Annotated in this window: 13 protein-coding genes; 9 read left to right on the top strand and 4 right to left on the bottom strand. The window is 49.7% G+C overall.

Annotation, left to right across the window (positions count from 1 at the left end):
* Window positions 1–203 precede the first annotated feature (203 nt).
* Window positions 204–1,622, top strand: coding sequence for a glycoside hydrolase family 3 N-terminal domain-containing protein (locus D2E26_RS02085; protein WP_241218828.1), 1,419 nt, complete (start codon window positions 204–206; stop codon window positions 1,620–1,622).
* Window positions 1,623–1,903: 281 nt separating this feature from the next.
* Window positions 1,904–2,635 carry a C39 family peptidase gene (locus tag D2E26_RS02080; protein WP_125963029.1) on the top strand — a complete coding sequence of 244 codons (732 nt, stop codon included), beginning with the start codon at window positions 1,904–1,906 and terminating at the stop codon, window positions 2,633–2,635.
* A gap of 144 nt (window positions 2,636–2,779) precedes the next feature.
* Here D2E26_RS02080 and D2E26_RS02075 read toward each other — a convergent pair whose 3' ends face one another.
* The 3 genes from D2E26_RS02075 to D2E26_RS02065 form a co-directional block, all read right to left on the bottom strand.
* Entirely contained in the window at window positions 2,780–4,600 is a 1,821-nt protein-coding gene (locus tag D2E26_RS02075) for an ABC transporter ATP-binding protein (protein ID WP_206432066.1), read from the bottom strand.
* Between the two features lie 131 nt (window positions 4,601–4,731).
* Window positions 4,732–6,474, bottom strand: coding sequence for an ABC transporter ATP-binding protein (locus D2E26_RS02070; RefSeq protein ID WP_241218827.1), 1,743 nt, complete (start codon window positions 6,472–6,474; stop codon window positions 4,732–4,734).
* Window positions 6,475–6,758: 284 nt separating this feature from the next.
* A complete protein-coding gene (locus tag D2E26_RS02065) occupies window positions 6,759–7,223 on the bottom strand; it encodes a nucleoside 2-deoxyribosyltransferase (protein WP_125963026.1) in 465 nt (154 codons plus the stop codon).
* A 159-nt stretch (window positions 7,224–7,382) separates the two neighbouring features.
* Here D2E26_RS02065 and D2E26_RS02060 point away from each other — a divergent pair, with 159 nt between their 5' ends.
* The 7 genes from D2E26_RS02060 (at window position 7,383) to D2E26_RS02030 (ending at window position 15,433) form a co-directional block, all read left to right on the top strand.
* Entirely contained in the window at window positions 7,383–8,852 is a 1,470-nt protein-coding gene (locus tag D2E26_RS02060) for an aspartate ammonia-lyase (RefSeq protein ID WP_125963025.1), read from the top strand.
* Between the two features lie 229 nt (window positions 8,853–9,081).
* Window positions 9,082–9,372 (top strand): FeoA family protein, encoded by a 291-nt coding sequence (locus tag D2E26_RS02055; protein WP_125963024.1) that lies wholly within the window; start codon window positions 9,082–9,084, stop codon window positions 9,370–9,372.
* Between the two features lie 98 nt (window positions 9,373–9,470).
* Window positions 9,471–11,594: a ferrous iron transport protein B gene (gene feoB, locus D2E26_RS02050; RefSeq protein ID WP_241218826.1), complete on the top strand. Its 2,124-nt coding sequence runs from the start codon at window positions 9,471–9,473 to the stop codon at window positions 11,592–11,594.
* A gap of 4 nt (window positions 11,595–11,598) precedes the next feature.
* Window positions 11,599–11,961, top strand: a complete 363-nt coding sequence (locus tag D2E26_RS02045; RefSeq protein ID WP_125963023.1) for a hypothetical protein — start codon at window positions 11,599–11,601, stop codon at window positions 11,959–11,961.
* Window positions 11,962–12,051: 90 nt separating this feature from the next.
* The gene (zwf, locus tag D2E26_RS02040; protein ID WP_125963022.1) at window positions 12,052–13,629 is read left to right on the top strand and encodes a glucose-6-phosphate dehydrogenase; all 1,578 of its coding nucleotides are present in this window, start codon (window positions 12,052–12,054) and stop codon (window positions 13,627–13,629) included.
* The gene (locus D2E26_RS02035; RefSeq protein ID WP_125963021.1) at window positions 13,626–14,558 is read left to right on the top strand and encodes a glucose-6-phosphate dehydrogenase assembly protein OpcA; all 933 of its coding nucleotides are present in this window, start codon (window positions 13,626–13,628) and stop codon (window positions 14,556–14,558) included. The genes zwf and D2E26_RS02035 overlap by 4 nt, the downstream gene beginning before the upstream one ends.
* 44 nt (window positions 14,559–14,602) lie before the next feature.
* Window positions 14,603–15,433, top strand: a complete 831-nt coding sequence (locus tag D2E26_RS02030) for a 6-phosphogluconolactonase (protein WP_125963020.1) — start codon at window positions 14,603–14,605, stop codon at window positions 15,431–15,433.
* A 119-nt stretch (window positions 15,434–15,552) separates the two neighbouring features.
* On the opposite strand, the gene gndA is transcribed toward D2E26_RS02030, so the two are convergent.
* On the bottom strand, window positions 15,553–17,022 hold the full coding sequence (gene gndA / locus D2E26_RS02025) for an NADP-dependent phosphogluconate dehydrogenase (RefSeq protein ID WP_125963019.1): 1,470 nt from the start codon (window positions 17,020–17,022) through the stop codon (window positions 15,553–15,555).
* Window positions 17,023–17,029 lie beyond the last annotated feature (7 nt).

Genomic DNA, 17,029 nt, shown 5'->3' with positions numbered 1-17,029 from the left:
CTTATTCCTTTTTCACTGCTTGAGTTCTTTGTGGTATTGCTGTATGCAGCGTCAGTACCAATTTCTAGTTCCATACCAATGCGTCACTGTTGAGCGACTAAGCAATATCCCCCGTCGTTTTGTCGCTATGGCACAATAGCAACTAGTACAACTTGAGAAACAATACCAATTACAAATTGATTGAATAGAAAGGAGCTTCAACGATGCAGACTCCACAGCAGCAATCAGTTAGCCCTGAACCTTCAAATTCGAATAACCAGCCAAGCAAGCAGCCGAATAAGCACCCAAGCAAGCGCCCAAAAGGTTGGATGTGGAAAAATCCAACTGATCATACAAATCCATTACGTAAAGTTGTTATTGCAATTATTGCGTGTATTGCCGTTCTAGCAATTGGTTTGTTCTGCTGGATTACGCTTGAGCCATATGCATCGAAAGCTGGTAAATCGCAGAATATGACAGCTTCGAATGGCAATGGCTATAACTCAGGTCAGTCGAATAATCTAGGCGAATCATCTCAACAGCAGCAGGATTCGCTTACTGACACATTGTCTAAAGAACTATCAGTGCAACCGCAACTTTCTTCGGATCAGCAGCAAGCTCGCAAGGCCGTAAATGCAATGTCTATTGAACAGCAAGCAGGTCAGCTTGTTATGGCGCCACTCAAAGTTGATGCAAAACCTGAAGATTTGAAAGATCTCATTCAAAATCAACATCTTGGTTCTATTTTGTTGCTGGGCAATTGGACCTCTGGCGTTTCTGGCGTTCGTCAGGCTACAACTACATTACAGCAGTATTCTTCCGCTCAAAATCCATTATTTATGGCTGCTGATCAGGAAGGTGGTCTTATTCAGCATCTTAAGGGCCCTGGCTTTACTCAGATGCCTTCCGCTCTTGAGCAGGGCAAAATGTCCGTCGAGAAATTGACTTCCGAGGCAACGACGTGGGGCCAACAGTTACGTCAGGCTGGAATTAATATTGACTTAGCGCCTTGCATCGATACAGTTTCAATCGACCGTGACTCGAACGATCCTATTGGTGCTTTAGATCGTGATTTTGGTTTGGGAGCAGAAGGCAATGCCCGCCATGGTGTGGCATTTGTAGAAGGCATGCGTAAAGCCAATATTGGTGCAACGATTAAGCACTATCCTGGCTTAGGTGCTGTTTCTGGCAATACTGATTTCACCGAAGAAGGTATTGACGACGTTACGACCACAGTTAATAGTGATCAACTCAACGCATTTAAAAATGCTATTGAACAGAGTAACCCTGCTATGGTCATGATTTCATTAAGCACCTATAAGAATCTTGATGCTACGCAACCTGCCGTGTTCTCACACTATATCGTGACTGATTTATTACGTAATCAGACGCGCTATAACGGCGTTATTATTTCTGATTCGATGTCTGCAGCCGCTTTGAATAAGTATGAACAAAGTGAACTCGGCACAAAATTCATTGAGGCTGGCGGTGACCTCGCTTGCATTGGAGACGTAGCACTGGTTAAACCGGTACTAGATGGCATTGTTTCCAAGGCTAAGGCTGATAAGAACTTTGCAAAGCAAGTTCAAGCAAGTGCCGAACGCGTTATGACGCTCAAATACGAGATGAACATGATTTCGTGAGCACACCGCGATATATAAGAATGCTCTGCATTAGCAACAAAACTACTGCAGAGCATTCGTATATCTGTAACTATGTAAAACTCTGGAATATCAGGAACTGATGTGAAATAATTGTGCATACGCAGGGTTGGAATTCAATGAAGAGACACAACGTCTTGCTGCAACAGATGCTGAATACTAAGAAATATAGAGCTGTTTAAGCATACTGAATCAGTCGATGTGCTCTTCAACAACAATCCATCCCCTAACTCGGAGAAGATATCTACAGAGAGGTGGATGTCATGAAGAAAGTATTTGCAATTATTGGGATTCTGATAAGCACATGCTTTTTGCCAGCAACTACGTGCATGGCTGCTGAAACACCAGTTCATACCGAGCATATTGCAGCAGGATCAACAAATAGCAACATCAGCATGCCTTCTCAAAGGGCAATTCAACAATGGTTAGTTGCACATGGCCAAGGAGAAGCATTAGCAGCATTGACCACAGGAACAACTCCTGCGCAAGAACATGCTGCTTGGGTTGAAATTACAAACTTCGTGTATTACGGCCAAGAACAAGTAGATTCTTGTATTCCAGCTTCAATGCGAATGGCACTACAAGCATTAATTGGAACTGATATTACCGAACAATTCACACAACAGGCATGCGGTTGGAACCCTGGTTCTGGATCCAATTTGTATATCTGTAGAGACTCTCTGAACAAAATGCCATATGGTCATACATTTACGATTCATCGAGCCGAGACCAAAGATCTGTTTACCACCGATCTTTATAGCGCTCTGCAAGACGGATTTCCTGTTGTAATGAGAATTCAGCCTGTGTCAGATGACTGGTTTTATGACGTGAATCCACTCGGCCATGTCATCACAATTTATGGCATGACCAGTGATACATCAATGGTTAAAGTTGCTGATCCATGGGGCGAATACAGTGGCAAAACCGATTTGCAACAGTTCATCATCACCACAGATAAATTGTTTGAAGTGTATAACGGTGTCTATTTGATCTAAAAAACTCAAGCGAAATAAATCAAGAACCTATACAACCAAATGTGCCCTGCAATAGCGCATGTACTATTGCAGGGCACAGTATTTGGTTCGTCCTAATTCGGTTATATGTGGCTTGCGCATTGCAAGCCGCTTGAACAATATTGTTTAGGCGAACTGCGATTCGTAGAGCTTGGCATAGCGACCACCACGAGCCAGTAGCTCATCATGGTTGCCCTGCTCCACAATGTCGCCATGATCCATAAACAGAATCAAGTCAGCATCGCGAATCGTTGACAGACGATGCGCAATAACAAAGCTCGTACGGCCCTGCATAAGCGCATTCATAGCCTTAGCAATTGCTGCTTCGGTTCGCGTATCCACCGAACTCGTTGCCTCATCGAGAATCAGGATGGATGGGTTCGCCAAGAACACACGAGCAATAGTCAGCAGCTGACGCTGGCCAATCGACAAATTACCTGCAGCATCATCGAGCACGGTGTCATAGCCCTGAGGCAGCGTGCGAATGAAGAAATCAGCATGCGCAGCCTTAGCAGCCTGCTCAATTTCCTCACGCGTTGCATCTGGGCGACCATAGCTCAGGTTTTCAGCGACCGTGCCTTGGAACAACCAGGTGTCTTGCAACACCATGCCGAAGTTACGGCGCAAATCAGCACGCGTCATCTTCGAGGTATCGACGCCATCAAGCGTGATCTTGCCACCATTAATGTCATAGAAGCGCATCAGCAAGTTAATCAACGTTGTCTTGCCAGCACCGGTAGAACCGACAATAGCAATTTTGCGACCAGGCTTTGCTTCCAAGTTGACATCAGTCATCAATGGTTCAGCAGGGTTGTAGCCGAAACGCACATGTTCAAACTTGACATGGCCCTTCACTGGTTCAGCAGGCAGTTCAGGATGTTCTGGATCCTTCGACTCCTCTGGCAAATCCAGCAGCTCAAACGTGCGTTCTGCCGAAGCCAGAGACGACTGCAGCGAATTAATCATGAAGCTGGCCTGCGTAATTGGTTCGCCAACCAGATTGACATACTGATAGAACGCCTGCACAACACCAATTGTGATACGACCATGTGCCATCATCCATGCCGAAATAATAGCAATCGTCACCATGGCGAACCTATTGAACATACGAATCAATGGGTTAATGCAGTTGACAAGGAAGTCTGCCTTCTGCGATGCTTTGCGCACACGCTCGGTCTGCTCGGCCACAGCTTCGTAACTGCGCTCCTCACGGTTTGCGCCCTTAATAATGTCGCGTCCCGTGTAGTACTCCTCCACAAGACCCGTAAGCTTGCCGACTTCCTGCTGGCGCTTACTCGTAATATTGAGCGTACGCATAGCAACAATGCTCGTAATCCACAGATTCAGTGCAATGAACGCAAGGAAGACCAGCGTCAGCTGCCACGACAGCACGAACATAATCACCAGTGCACACACTGTACTGATAACAGCGCTAATCAGTCGCAGCAGACCCGTTTGCATCGTCTCTGAAATACGATCCAAATCGTTCGTGACCTTGGAGAGCACTTCGCCTGGCTGATTGCCGTCGAAGAAGCTCAATGGCAGTTTCTGCAGCTTGGCACTAATCTGTTCGCGCAGAGTCAGGTTCAGTTTTTCTGCGACACTTGCCATCAAATACACCGGCGCATAGTAGAACGCAGCTTCGAACATATAGAGCAGGGCAAGAATCAGAATCTTCCAGCCAATGCCACCCGTAGCAAAGCTGACAATAAATGGCGTACCGCCAGCCCAGCTGTCTTTAATTGAAGCCCACAGATCGTTGACGACCGTAACCGAATACAACGGTGCGCCAACATGGAACAGCATCTGAATAAAGACGAATGCCATGACGAAAATAAGTCGGCCACGCTGGTTCTTGAGCTGTGCAGCTAAGCGCTTTGCCGTGCCCCACGTATTCTTAGGAGCCTCGAGCTCAATATCGTCGTCCATACTGTGGCTGCCCGGCATGCCTTCTTCAGCAATTACCGCGCGTTCATCAGTGATGTCACCCATCGTGCGCGGCTCATTAGGCTCGGTGTTTTCGAGCAGTTCGCCGGCAATGCGTGCTTGTTCTGCACGCTTTTGCTGTTCAGTCTTGTTCATCGTTCACCTCCTTGCGCTGCAACTGTCTGCTTTGGTTCGTCGTGCTGTTGAGTTTGAGATTCAACAATTTCTCTATAGACTTCGCAATCGCGCAGCAACTCTTCATGGGTACCGCGTCCCGCAATACGACCATCGTTGAGCACAATAATTTCGTCAGCATGCTGAATCGTATTGACACGCTGTGCAATGATGAGCACTGCTCTATCACTCATCTCCTTACCCAATGCCTTACGCAACGCTGCATCAGTTAAGAAATCGAGAGCCGAGAACGAATCATCGAAAATAATCATTTGGCTGTGACCAATTAAGGCTCGCGCAATCGAAAGACGCTGGCGTTGACCACCAGAGAAGTTGGTGCCGCCCTGAGCCACACGAGTTGACAATCCCTGTGGCAATTCATCAACAAAGCCTGTTGCCTGAGCAACTGACAATGCATGGCGCAGCTCTTCTTCTTCAGCATTCACATCACGGAACTGCAAATTATCTTCAAGCGAGCCAGAGAACAGCCAAGCGCGCTGCTGGATCAAAGACACTCGTTCGCGCAAATCGTGCTGCTTCATATTGCGCACATCAACACCATCGAGCGTAATCGAACCTTGCGTAGCTTCCTGGAATCGCATAGCCAACATAGCGATTGTTGACTTACCCGAACCAGTACCGCCAATAATGGCTGTAGTCTTACCCTTCGAGCACGTAAAGCTAATATGCTCAAGCGAGTTTTCTTCAGCATCGTCATAGCGGAACGTCACATCGTTAAAGCGCATGACTTCGCCGTCCTTGAGAGGACCACGCTGCGACATATCAACAGCTTCAATGGCTGCTGGATCTTGAATACGTGGTTCGTGTTCGAGCACAGAACGCACACGGCGGCAGCATTCCAGAGCACGAGGCAGCATAGCAATCATCATCTGTGCCATCATCAGATAGAACAGGCAGAACACTGCATATTCAATAATGGCCACAATGTCACCAATGCCAAATTGACCCAGGCTAATGTAATGACCTGCCAAGAAGTAAACAACAGCTATAAACAGATTGACAGCAACATAGCTCAGACCATCAAGATTAGCGAACAGTCGGTTCGCTCGAATCGACGTATTGGCATAATTCCGGAACGTGGAATTCATACGCTTGTTCTCGTACTTTTCTTTGCCGAATGCACGAATAACGCGCACACCCGTCATGTTCTCGAGCAATACGGTTCCGATGCGATCAAGCAGACGCTGCAGTTTGCGATACAGCGGCGAAGCGGAACGCAATATGAAGGCAGCCACAATAATAATCAGCACAATGAAGCCGACTAGGTACCAAGCGAGCGGTACGGACAGGCGGAACGACAAGAACAACGCCAAAGCGAAAATGAATGGAACAGGCATCATCATAAAGATGAAGTTCGTAATCATAACCTGAATAATGTTGACGTCGTTAATCGTGCGCGTTGTCATCGAAGCCGTACCGAACGAGCGGAAGTCGAACATCGATAAATCGAGTGATTTTTTGTAGACAGCGTCACGAATGTCGCGCGCAACGCGGCTCGACAGCACAGAAGCGAGCCAACCGCCTGTTATTGCACAAATTGAAGCAATCAGCGCAACAGCAAGCATGCGAATACAGGTGCCAATCATGGCATCAAGCGAAACTGATGTAGCACCTTCATTAATTAATTCTGCAAGGAACGTTGGCACAAGCAATGTGGCAAACGATTCCACAAACGAAAGCAGAACTGTAACTGTGGCCATGAACCAATAGGGTTTCATGAAATGCAGTACCAGACGCATAAAAACAGTCCTTGGCAAAGCAACCGGCATTGTACAGTACGTGTCATGCGCTCAGAACATGCCGAAACGGCGCATGCATAAAGAACCGTAGCAAACGCAACAATTAAATACAATTCAGCGCTTAGCCTCTACACAAAAGCCGCACGTAAAACGAATTACGTGCGGCAGAGTATCTACGATTCGACTGTATTAATACCGATTTGGGTCTTGTAATTCAGTAACGAATCTATCAGTATTCGCTGATATCAGTACTCGGTGATGCTAACGCTAGCGAGCTCACCCGAGTCGAGGAATGCTTCGAGATCTGCTGGGCTCGTGATAATTGCCTTTGCACCACGCGACAGCATGAGGTTCATCTTGTCGCCTGGCTTGAGACCCTCTGCATACACATACACAGGAATGTTGTGTGCGAATGCGTAACCCATATCAAACATCGTGCCTGGATCGTTATCAACAACGTTCACAATAACGGCGCGAGACAGGTGCATGCCCTGCAGATTCTTCTTAAAGACCTCTTCAGCACCGTCCTTCTTCAGGCTCGATGCGAAGCGAGGCAGGAACGTGCTCTGCTTGCGATCGTGCAGCACGCGCTCCAAACGCTCCATGCTCTTCATCTGATCATCGGTGAAGAACGGTCCAGCAACGTAGAAATCGTAAATTGGTTCCGACGACGTGAAGTCGACATCAGATTCAAGGTCAAGTTCAATCATGCTTGCATTGAAACTCGGAAAGCTGAATAAAACGTGATTACGCGCTGGGCCTAAGGTGAGAATTTGTAGGGCTGTGCTCTATCGCTGCGCGAGTCGCGGGCGTAGGCTGACACTATTGTAAAACTGCAAACATATACATACTTATATAAAGGACTGGTTATGGCGCAAGCATCATCAAATCTGAACACTGATGAATCGTTGGGCCAGGCCACACGTATTGAGCATGATTGCTTAGGCGAGCTGGAAGTACCTGCAGATGTGTATTGGGGTATTCACACGCAGCGTGCTATTACAAACTTCACGGTGTCAGGCATTCATGAAAGCGATCATGTTGGTCTTGTGCATTCGTATGCAATTGTGAAGCATGCTTGTGCAATGGCAAATAAAGAGCTTGGTCTGCTCGATGCTCAGAAGGCTGATTACATTTGCCGAGCCTGCGAACGCTTGGAACGTGGTGAACTGCTCGACCAGTTCCCTGTTGACGTGCTGCAAGGTGGCGCTGGCACAAGCATGAATATGAATATGAACGAGGTTATTGCCAACCTGGCACTTGAGCTGGCTGGTCGTCCTCGTGGTGACTACGGCTACATTCATCCAAACGATGATGTCAATATGTCGCAGTCGACGAATGATACGTTCCCTGCTGCTTGCAAGCTGGCTATTGCTATGAGTGTGAAGCCACTTAAGGATGCATGTGAGCGTTTGCGTGAATCGTTCCACTCTTTGGCTGATAAGCACAAGGACGATATTAAGTTAGGTCGTACGCAGCTGCAGGATGCTGTGCCTATGACTTATGGTCAGGAATTCCATGCATTTGCTAGCTTCTTAAAGCTCGACCTCATTGCTATGGATGAGCTCGTACCGAAGCTTGGCAGCTTGAATCTTGGCGCTACGGCAATTGGTACGGGTATTTGCGCGGATCCTCGTTTCCGTGCATTGGCAATCCAGCATATCGCTGAACTGACTGGTCTGCCTGTTTCTGCAGCCTATGATCCTATTGCTTCGATGACCGATATGAGCGCTTATATTCAGGCATCGGCCACCATGAAGAATCTGGCTGTGCATCTGAAAAAGGCTGCTGATGATTTGCGCCTGCTGAATTCTGGTCCTCGTGCAGGCTTTGCTGATTTGCGCCTTCCTGCTCGTCAGGCTGGTTCCTCGATTATGCCTGCCAAGGTTAATCCTGTAATTCCAGAGTGTGTGGATCAGTGTTGCTTCATGATTTTCGGTATGGACGTGACCGTGAACTGGGCATGTGCTGAAGGCCAGCTGCAGCTGAACGCTTTTGACCCTGTTATTATTCATGAGATTCTGACGGGCATGAGGCTTGAGGCCAATGCTATGGATATGTTCCGTGAACGTTGCATTGATGGCATTGAAGTCAATACTGAAGTGGGCCGTCAGTATGCTGAGCAGTCCCCTTCGCTGTCTGCTGCTCTGAACAAGTCAATTGGTTATGAGCATGCTGCACAAATTGCTGCTCAGGCAGTGAGCGAGAAGCGCACAATTCGCGAAGTGGCTAAGGAAACCACTGATATTAATGAGCATGAGCTGGATCAGTTGCTCGACATCAATAAGCTGTCGCATACGCTGCACCAGACATGCCAGCGTATTGGTGAGCATCGCTAAACCAGTAGCAGCTCAGGTTCTACAGGCATAACAAACAGCCACTCGCTGTGTCACACTGCGGAACCTTCACGACGCTAGTTTCTATATTTGGACATAAGAATCAGGTCATACTTTGGCCTGATTCTTTGTTTTTATGGCTTTTCTGCTCAGTATATGGTCTGCTCTTAGTTAGCAAAATTTCATAGATCGCTATTGACCTTGCTTTACAAAACCACCACAATCGGTAATTATGAGCAATCAGAAATTCCGTTCAACTCCTGGACGTGCTCCAGCAGGACAAACCCCTGATGGGAAGCCGTTAACTGTACGCGATTGCCCATTGCATGTGGATGCAACAATAACTGGTATTCGACTCGATCCTCAGCATCGATTCCGCATGCTCGAATTGGGCTTACGTGTGGGAACGACGATTCGCGTCACCCAACGATCCAATGCTGGAGGTCGTGTTGTGGCCCGAGGCCCTGAACGCATTGCACTCGACGGCCAAACTGCCGCGAGCATTTTACTGAACCTCAAATAGCTGTACGCCACAAACGGCTATAGAACTTACGAATACGAAAAAACGACTCAATACTTACGATCTGATGATCTACTCGACTCGAGCGTAGAAAGTCATGTATGTCTCACTCCAATTCTGAACCAAATCCATCCATGGGCCACTCCCATTCGCATCGTCGTGGTTTAAGCGTGCTGCTGCCAGAGCGACCACATAAGGGTCATGACCAGACTGACCATGCAGGCTCTGCGAACAAGGCAGGCAACACCACCAACGCTTCGACTCAGACTTCAGTCAGCGCTCCCCTGCATGGCTCGCACCATGTGCATCAGCGCCGCATTGTGTTTATTGGTAACCCAAATGTTGGCAAATCAAGTATGTTTAACCAACTGCTTGGTGCAAAATCACGTGTTATGAACGCACCAGGCACAACGGTGCTGCTGGAACGCGGCTCGTACACCTATGGTGACGAAACATGGAATCTAATTGATACGCCAGGCACCTATTCACTGCTACCACTCTCCCCTGATGAAGAGGTTGCTTCACAGGCTGCTATGGGCATGAATGGCCAGCCTAATCCTGATCTGATTGCGGCTGTACTTGACGTAACGAATATTGCCCGTTCGCTCTATTTCTTGGCCATGATTCTTGAGCTCGGTCGACCAACTGTTGTTGCACTGACGATGAATGATTTAGCTCGTCGTGCTGGCGCTGGTGTGGATCCTGCTGAGCTTTCGCAATCGCTTGATGGCGTTCCTGTTGTTGAAGTAGATGGTCGTACTGGCAAAGGCACCGATCTGCTGATGGAGACAATTGCACAGCATCTCAATGGCACGCCTATGCCTCATGGACTCAAAGCCGTTGATACGAACGATGTTGATGTGGCGCAGTGGGTCGAAAGTCGCGCTGATGATCGCTTCGAATGGGCTGCACAAGTGCTTGAGCATATTAGTCTTGAGAACCGCGCCCGAGTGACGCTATCGGACCGCCTTGATCGCGTCCTACTCAACCCAGTGTTTGGCATTATCGCGTTCCTCGCCATTATGTTCTTAACATTCCAAGCCACAACTTGGTTGGCTGGCCCTATGCAGGATTGGATTGATGGCTCATTCCGCGCATGGTGCGAAGGCGGCGTTACACATCTGTTCACATGGTTTAGCCCAACAGCAACCGATACGTGGTTCTATGGCTTAATCGTGAACGGTATTCTTGACGGCTGCATTACAGTGCTGACGTTCCTGCCGCCTATGGGCATTATGTTCATTATGCTGAGCTTGCTCGAGGACTCGGGCTACTTGGCACGTGCCGCTTTTGTTATGGACCGCGCTATGCGTTCGCTGCATTTGGACGGCCGCGCCTTCTTGCCAATTGTGATCGGATTTGGCTGTAATCTGCCAGCTCTTGCTGCAACACGTACGCTGCCTGATTCTCGTCAGCGCGTGCTCGTCGGCATGCTCGTACCGTTCTCAAGCTGTACGGCTCGTCTGTCGGTATATCTGGTGCTTGCCTATGCGTTCTTCCGTGATCAGGCTGGCCTTGTGGTCTTCTTAATGTATGTGGCTTCCGTGCTGCTGATTCTGGGCGTTGGTATTCTCTTACGCAAGGTGAAGTTCCGCGATCTGCACAGTGAACCATTTGCTATGAGCCTACCTCCGTATCAGGTGCCTCGCCTGGTGACGTTGCTGCAATCGGTGTTGATTAAGCTCTGGGACTTCGTTAAGGGTGCTTCGTCAATTATCGTTACGATGATCGCGCTGATGTGGGTACTGCAAGGTATTCCTGCTACGGCCAATGCTGGTTCGTTTGGTCACGTGGAGAACGTGCATGACTCGGTATATGGCGTTGTCGCCGATACGGTTGCGCCTGTGTTTGCTCCTGCTGGTTTTGATGATTGGCATGCTTCTGCCGCTTTGATGACTGGTTTTGTGGCTAAGGAAGTTGTTGTTGGCTCGCTGGGTCAGTCGTATGCCGTTGATTCCGGCGATGAAACGGAGATTCAGCAGGGCGAAGGCTCACTGGGTGCTGCTATCCGTCATTCGTTTGACGAATCCTCGGGTGGTCACGGTCAGGCAGCTGCTGTGGCGTTCCTGCTGTTTACGCTTGCGTATACACCGTGCCTCGCTACTGTTGCTGAGCTAAGGCGTCAGTTCGGCGGCCGCATTGCGCTGCAAACAGTTGGACTCGGCTTAATTACTGCCTATATTTTGGCCGTTCTGGCGTTCCAGACGTTACGTTGGGTGCTCTGATACTATGTCTGATTTCCGAAAAACCACAGCTGCCCCGCTGCAACGGCAACAGTCGCAACCACAGGAATCAACCAATATTGTGACGCAAATTGTTGATGCACTGAAGAACGGGTCGACGATTAATCAAGAAGCCGTGAAGCGCAGGCTGCCACAAGCGTTCGTTGAGCAGATTGCACAGCATGCGATTGCGCGCGGCGACTTAACTGTTGTCAAACTAGACGGCGCATGCGGATCAAGCTGTACACCAGATAAAAACTCGGTTATTTGCGCATCATGCCCACTGGCTCATGTCAATGGAGTAAAGCGTAGGACGCTGCCGCAAGCTGCTGCGGAACGACTTATGCAATGGTTCGGGCGACGAAACTGATAAATATCTGAGCTTAAACCATGAAAATATCTCTGTGCTTCCAGCTGCCAATGGGCGAACGCACATAGAAGCCGATTACACTAGGGCACTATGACATCTACTTTGAACTATGAAGATGCAACATCTTCATCTGAACCCCTGCAAACGTGGACGAACCCGTTGCGTGATGCTCGAGACTTGCGTCTGCCTCGTATTGCAGGTCCATGCTCGATTGTCATTTTTGGTGTAACAGGCGATTTATCGCGCAAAAAGCTGCTTCCAGCTATTTATGATTTAGCGAATCGCGGCCTGTTGCCACCTGAGTTTGGCTTAACTGGTTTTGCTCGTCGCGACTGGAGCGAAGAGCAGTTCCGCAATTTTGTAAAGACGAATGTGCAGGAGCACTGCCGTACGCAATTCCGTGAGGATACTTGGGCGCAACTCGCCGAAGGTATTCGTTTTGTGCGCGGTACGTTTGAGGATGCTGAAGCATTTGAGCGACTGTCCAACACGGTTTCTGAATTGGATCGTGATCGTGGCACGCGCGGCAACCATGCGTTCTATATGTCAGTGCCTCCTCGCGACTTCCCTCTGGTGGCTAAGCAGCTCGCACACTGCGGCTTAGCAAAGTCGGAAGGCGATGCTTGGCGTCGCGTCATTATTGAGAAGCCATTCGGCCACGATTTGGCCAGCGCTAAGCGTCTGGATGACGTTATTGCTGAAGTCTTTGACGAAGATAGCGTGTTCCGTATTGATCATTATCTTGGCAAGGAAACTGTGCAGAACCTGCTGGCTTTGCGCTTTGCCAACACAATGTATGAGCCAATCTGGAACAACAACTATGTGGATCACGTTCAGATCACGATGGCTGAAGATATTGGCGTTGGTGGCCGCGCTGGCTACTACGACGGCATTGGTGCTGCTCGTGACGTTATTCAGAACCACTTGCTACAGCTCATGGCATTAACGGCTATGGAAGAGCCACTGTCGTTCAAGGCTTGTGATTTAACGGCTGAGAAGACGAAGCTGCTCTCGGCAATTCGTTTGCCAAAGGATTTGCGTGCTCATACAGCTCGCGGCCAGTATGCTGCTGGCTGGCAGGGTTCGCGTGAAGTTGTTGGTTATTTGGAAGAACAAGGTATTGACCCAGATTCCACAACCGAAACCTATGCGGCAATTCGCCTTGATGTTGATACAAGGCGCTGGGCTGGCGTGCCATTCTACCTGCGTACGGGTAAGCGCTTGGGCCGCCGTGTTACTGAGATCGCTGTGGTCTTTAAGCGTGCTCCTCACCTGCCATTCGAGTCAACGGCAACGCAGGAACTCGGTAAGAATGCACTTGTGATTCGTGTGCAGCCATATGAGGGTGTGACGATGCGTTTCGGCGCTAAGGTGCCAGGCGTGACTTCTATGGAAGTACGTGACGTATCAATGGACTTTAACTATGGCAGCTCGTTCACGGAGAGCTCTCCAGAGGCTTATGAGCGACTCATTCTTGATGTGCTGCTTGGTGATCCGCCACTGTTCCCTACTACGCGTGAAGTCGATTTGTCTTGGCGCATTCTTGACCCTATTGAAGAGTTCTGGTCTACTTTGGGCACTCCAGAACCGTATCGTGCTGGCACATGGGGTCCAGCTCAGGCAGATGAAATGTTGGCACGTGACGGACACCGTTGGAGGAAGCCGTGATTATTACGATGCAAAATACGGAGACCAATGAGATCTCCGACAAAATTGACGAGCTGCATGAGCAGCGCGGTGAAGCGGCTCTTGGTCGTGTGCTGACACTCATTATTATGACCAACGAGCAGCATCTGGAGCAGGTGCTGCTGTGGGCTAATGAGGCAAGCCGTGAACACCCATGCCGTGTTATTGCTATTGCACCAAGTGAGCGTCCTGCTAGTGCTGATGAAACAACGCGTACCTATTTGGATGCTGAAGTTCGTTTCGGCGCCGATGCAGGTGCAGGCGAAGTCATTGTGTTGCGTCCTCGTGGAGGTCTGACGCATCATTTGGATACGTTGACGATTCCTCTGCTTGTGCCGGATGCACCAATTGTGGCGTGGTGGCCTGATGAGGCTCCTTCGGATCCTTCGGCTCATTTGGTTGGTGCTATGGCTAATAGCCGTATTACCGATGCGATTATGAGCGAGAACCCAATGCAAACGCTGCGTGATTTGCAGCGCAACTGGGCTCCACAGAATGTTGACATGTCGTGGACACGTCTGACGGTGTGGCGAGCCATGCTGGCTTCGCTGCTTGATCAGCCACCGCACCTGCCTATTACATCGGTGAAGGTCACTGGTCCTAAGGACTTCTTGCCATTGCTGATGCTGGCTCAGTGGCTACATCTACGTTTGCAGGTGCCAGTCACGATTGAGACTGAAGACGATGCTACTGCCGTAACTGGCGTCTATATGACGCGTGCTGATGGCGTGCTGTCGCTGGAACGTCGCCCTGCTGATAAGGGTATTGCTACGGTAAGCGTTCCTGGCCAGCAAGCACAACATACGCCTGTGCCTACGCGCTCGATGCAGGAATGCTTGTCGGAAGAGCTTGGCCGTCTGTATCCAGATGAAATTTATGGCGAAGTGTTGAAGTCCATGCCATTGGACTGAAAACTCAACGCTGCACAGGGTTAATCAAATAAATCGAGGAGTCAATGCGTAATCGAACTGTTATTAAGGCAGATACTCGTGATGCTGTAGCAGAGTGTGTTGCTGATCGTTTTATTGAAACGGTGCGCACGCTGCTTATGGAACCAGATCGTGTTCGAGTTGATGTTGCGTTGAGCGGTGGTACCGATGGTACTGCCGTGCTGCGTGCCATTAATGATTCGCCAATGCGAGACACGATTGATTGGACGCGCGTGCATATTTGGTGGGGCGATGAACGTTTCGTCAATGCTGAATCTGATGAGCGTAATGCTCGTGGTGCTCGTAAAGCATTGCTCAATACGCTGATGCGTTCTGGTGCTATTGATGGTTCGCAGGTACATGAGATGCCTGCAGATCCTCGTACGCCAGAAGAAATTGAGGCTGCTGATCAGGCTGAAAACGATGAGCTGTTGGCTCGTGTTACGCGTGCATTCCAAGCCACGATTATTGAAGAGCTCGGCCTGAAGCCAACGATGAGCGCTATTGAGGATCCTGAGCTCGCTAAGAATCATCGCACGCCTGCACTCGATATTGCTATGTTCGGCATTGGCCCTGATGGTCACTTTGCTTCGCTGTTCCCAGGCTTCCCTCAGACGCTTATTGATGATGCCAATATTCTGTGCGTTGGTGTGTCTGACTCCCCTAAGCAGCCACCACTGCGTACAACGCTGACTGTGCCAATGATTAATCATTCGGCACGCGTGTGGCTTATTGGCTCTGGTGAAGCTAAGGCTCAGGCTGTTAAGGAAACCTACTCACGTCGCAATGATCCTGATTGGCCAGCTTCGTTTGCTCGTGGTACTCAGGAAACAATTTGGTTCACTGACCAAATGTAGGTTTCACAGAAATACAAATAATTTAATAAACCAGCGCAACGTAACTGTTACGCAGCACAATAAAAGCCTCGCTCCTGAACTCAAGAGCGAGGCTTTTGCTATATATCGAGCGTCAAAGCTCAGTCAGAAATCTTGATTTCCTTCTGATCTGGCTCAGCCCACAGCGTGTGGAAAGCACCTGGCTCGTCAACACGCTGGTACGTGTGAGCGCCGAACAGATCGCGCTGGCCCTGAATCAGAGCAGCAGGCAGGCGCTTCGAACGCAGACCATCGAAATAAGCGAGCGACGACGAGAACACAGGCGTTGGAATACCGTGCATCGTAGCCGTTGCAATAACCTTGCGCCAAGCCTCTTCGCAGTTCTCGAGCGCTTCCTTGAAGTATGGAGCGAACAGCAGCGAAATATCTGCCGAACCCGACTCGAAAGCATCCGAAATACGGTTCAGGAACTTTGCACGAATAATGCAGCCTGCGCGCCAAATGCGAGCAACCTGAGCCATGTCAATATCCCAGCCGTACTTCTGGCCAGCCTGAGCGATTTCGTTGAAGCCCTGTGCATAGGCCACAATCTTCGAAGCGTACAGAGCTTCACGAATGAGCTCGATGAACGTTTCTGCTTCTGCGCCATCCATGTGCAGAGCAGCTTCAGGAGCCTTGAAGTTCTCCTTCTGAGCCTGCTCACGCAGAGCCGTCTGATCAGACAGACCACGAGCGAACACTGCCTCAGCAATGCCGGTCACAGGAACAGCAAGCGACAGAGCGGTCTGCACGGTCCACGTGCCTGTACCCTTCATGCCTGCGTGATCCACGATCATGTCAACGATTGGCTTACCCGTCTTCTCATCGCGCTTGCGCAGCACTTCAGCCGTGATCTCAACGAGGTAGGAGTCGAGCTCGGTCTTGTTCCAAGCAGCGAACACATCGCCGATCTGCTGAGGATCCATACCGAGGCCGCGACGCATGAGGTCGTAGCTCTCAGCAATGAGCTGCATATCGGCGTACTCAATGCCGTTGTGCACCATCTTGACGAAGTGGCCAGCGCCGTTAGGGCCGATGTGAGCCACGCATGGCGTTCCATCAGGAGCCTTAGCTGCGATCGACTCGAGAATTGGCTTGAGCGTCTCCCAAGACCAATCAGAGCCACCAGGCATCATACTTGGGCCGTTCAGAGCACCCTCTTCACCGCCGGAGACGCCCATGCCCACGAAGTGGATACCGCGCTCAGCCATAGCCTTCTCACGGCGAATCGTATCTTCGAAGTATGCGTTACCACCGTCAACGATGATGTCGCCCTGCTCCATGTACTCAGCGAGTTCGTTAATGACCTGATCGGTTGGAGCACCAGCCTTGACCATAATGATGGCCGTACGTGGAACGCTCAACGATTCCACGAATTCCTTAACGGTCTGCGAAGGAATCAACACACCCTCGTCACCGTGTTCCTTCATGAACGTTTCCGTGCGCTGATACGTACGGTTATAAACGGCCACACGGTTGCCGTGATGTGCGAGGTTACGAGCCAAGCTTGCACCCATGGCTGCCAGGCCAACTACGCCAACGTTTGCTTTACGCTCAGTTTCCGTTGTCATATTCTCC

The sequence above is a fragment of the Bifidobacterium dolichotidis genome (assembly GCF_003951975.1).
GTDB classification, from domain to species: domain Bacteria; phylum Actinomycetota; class Actinomycetes; order Actinomycetales; family Bifidobacteriaceae; genus Bifidobacterium; species Bifidobacterium dolichotidis.
The sequence above is the reverse complement of the archived record's forward strand: the minus strand, read 5'-3'. Positions and strand labels throughout refer to the sequence as shown.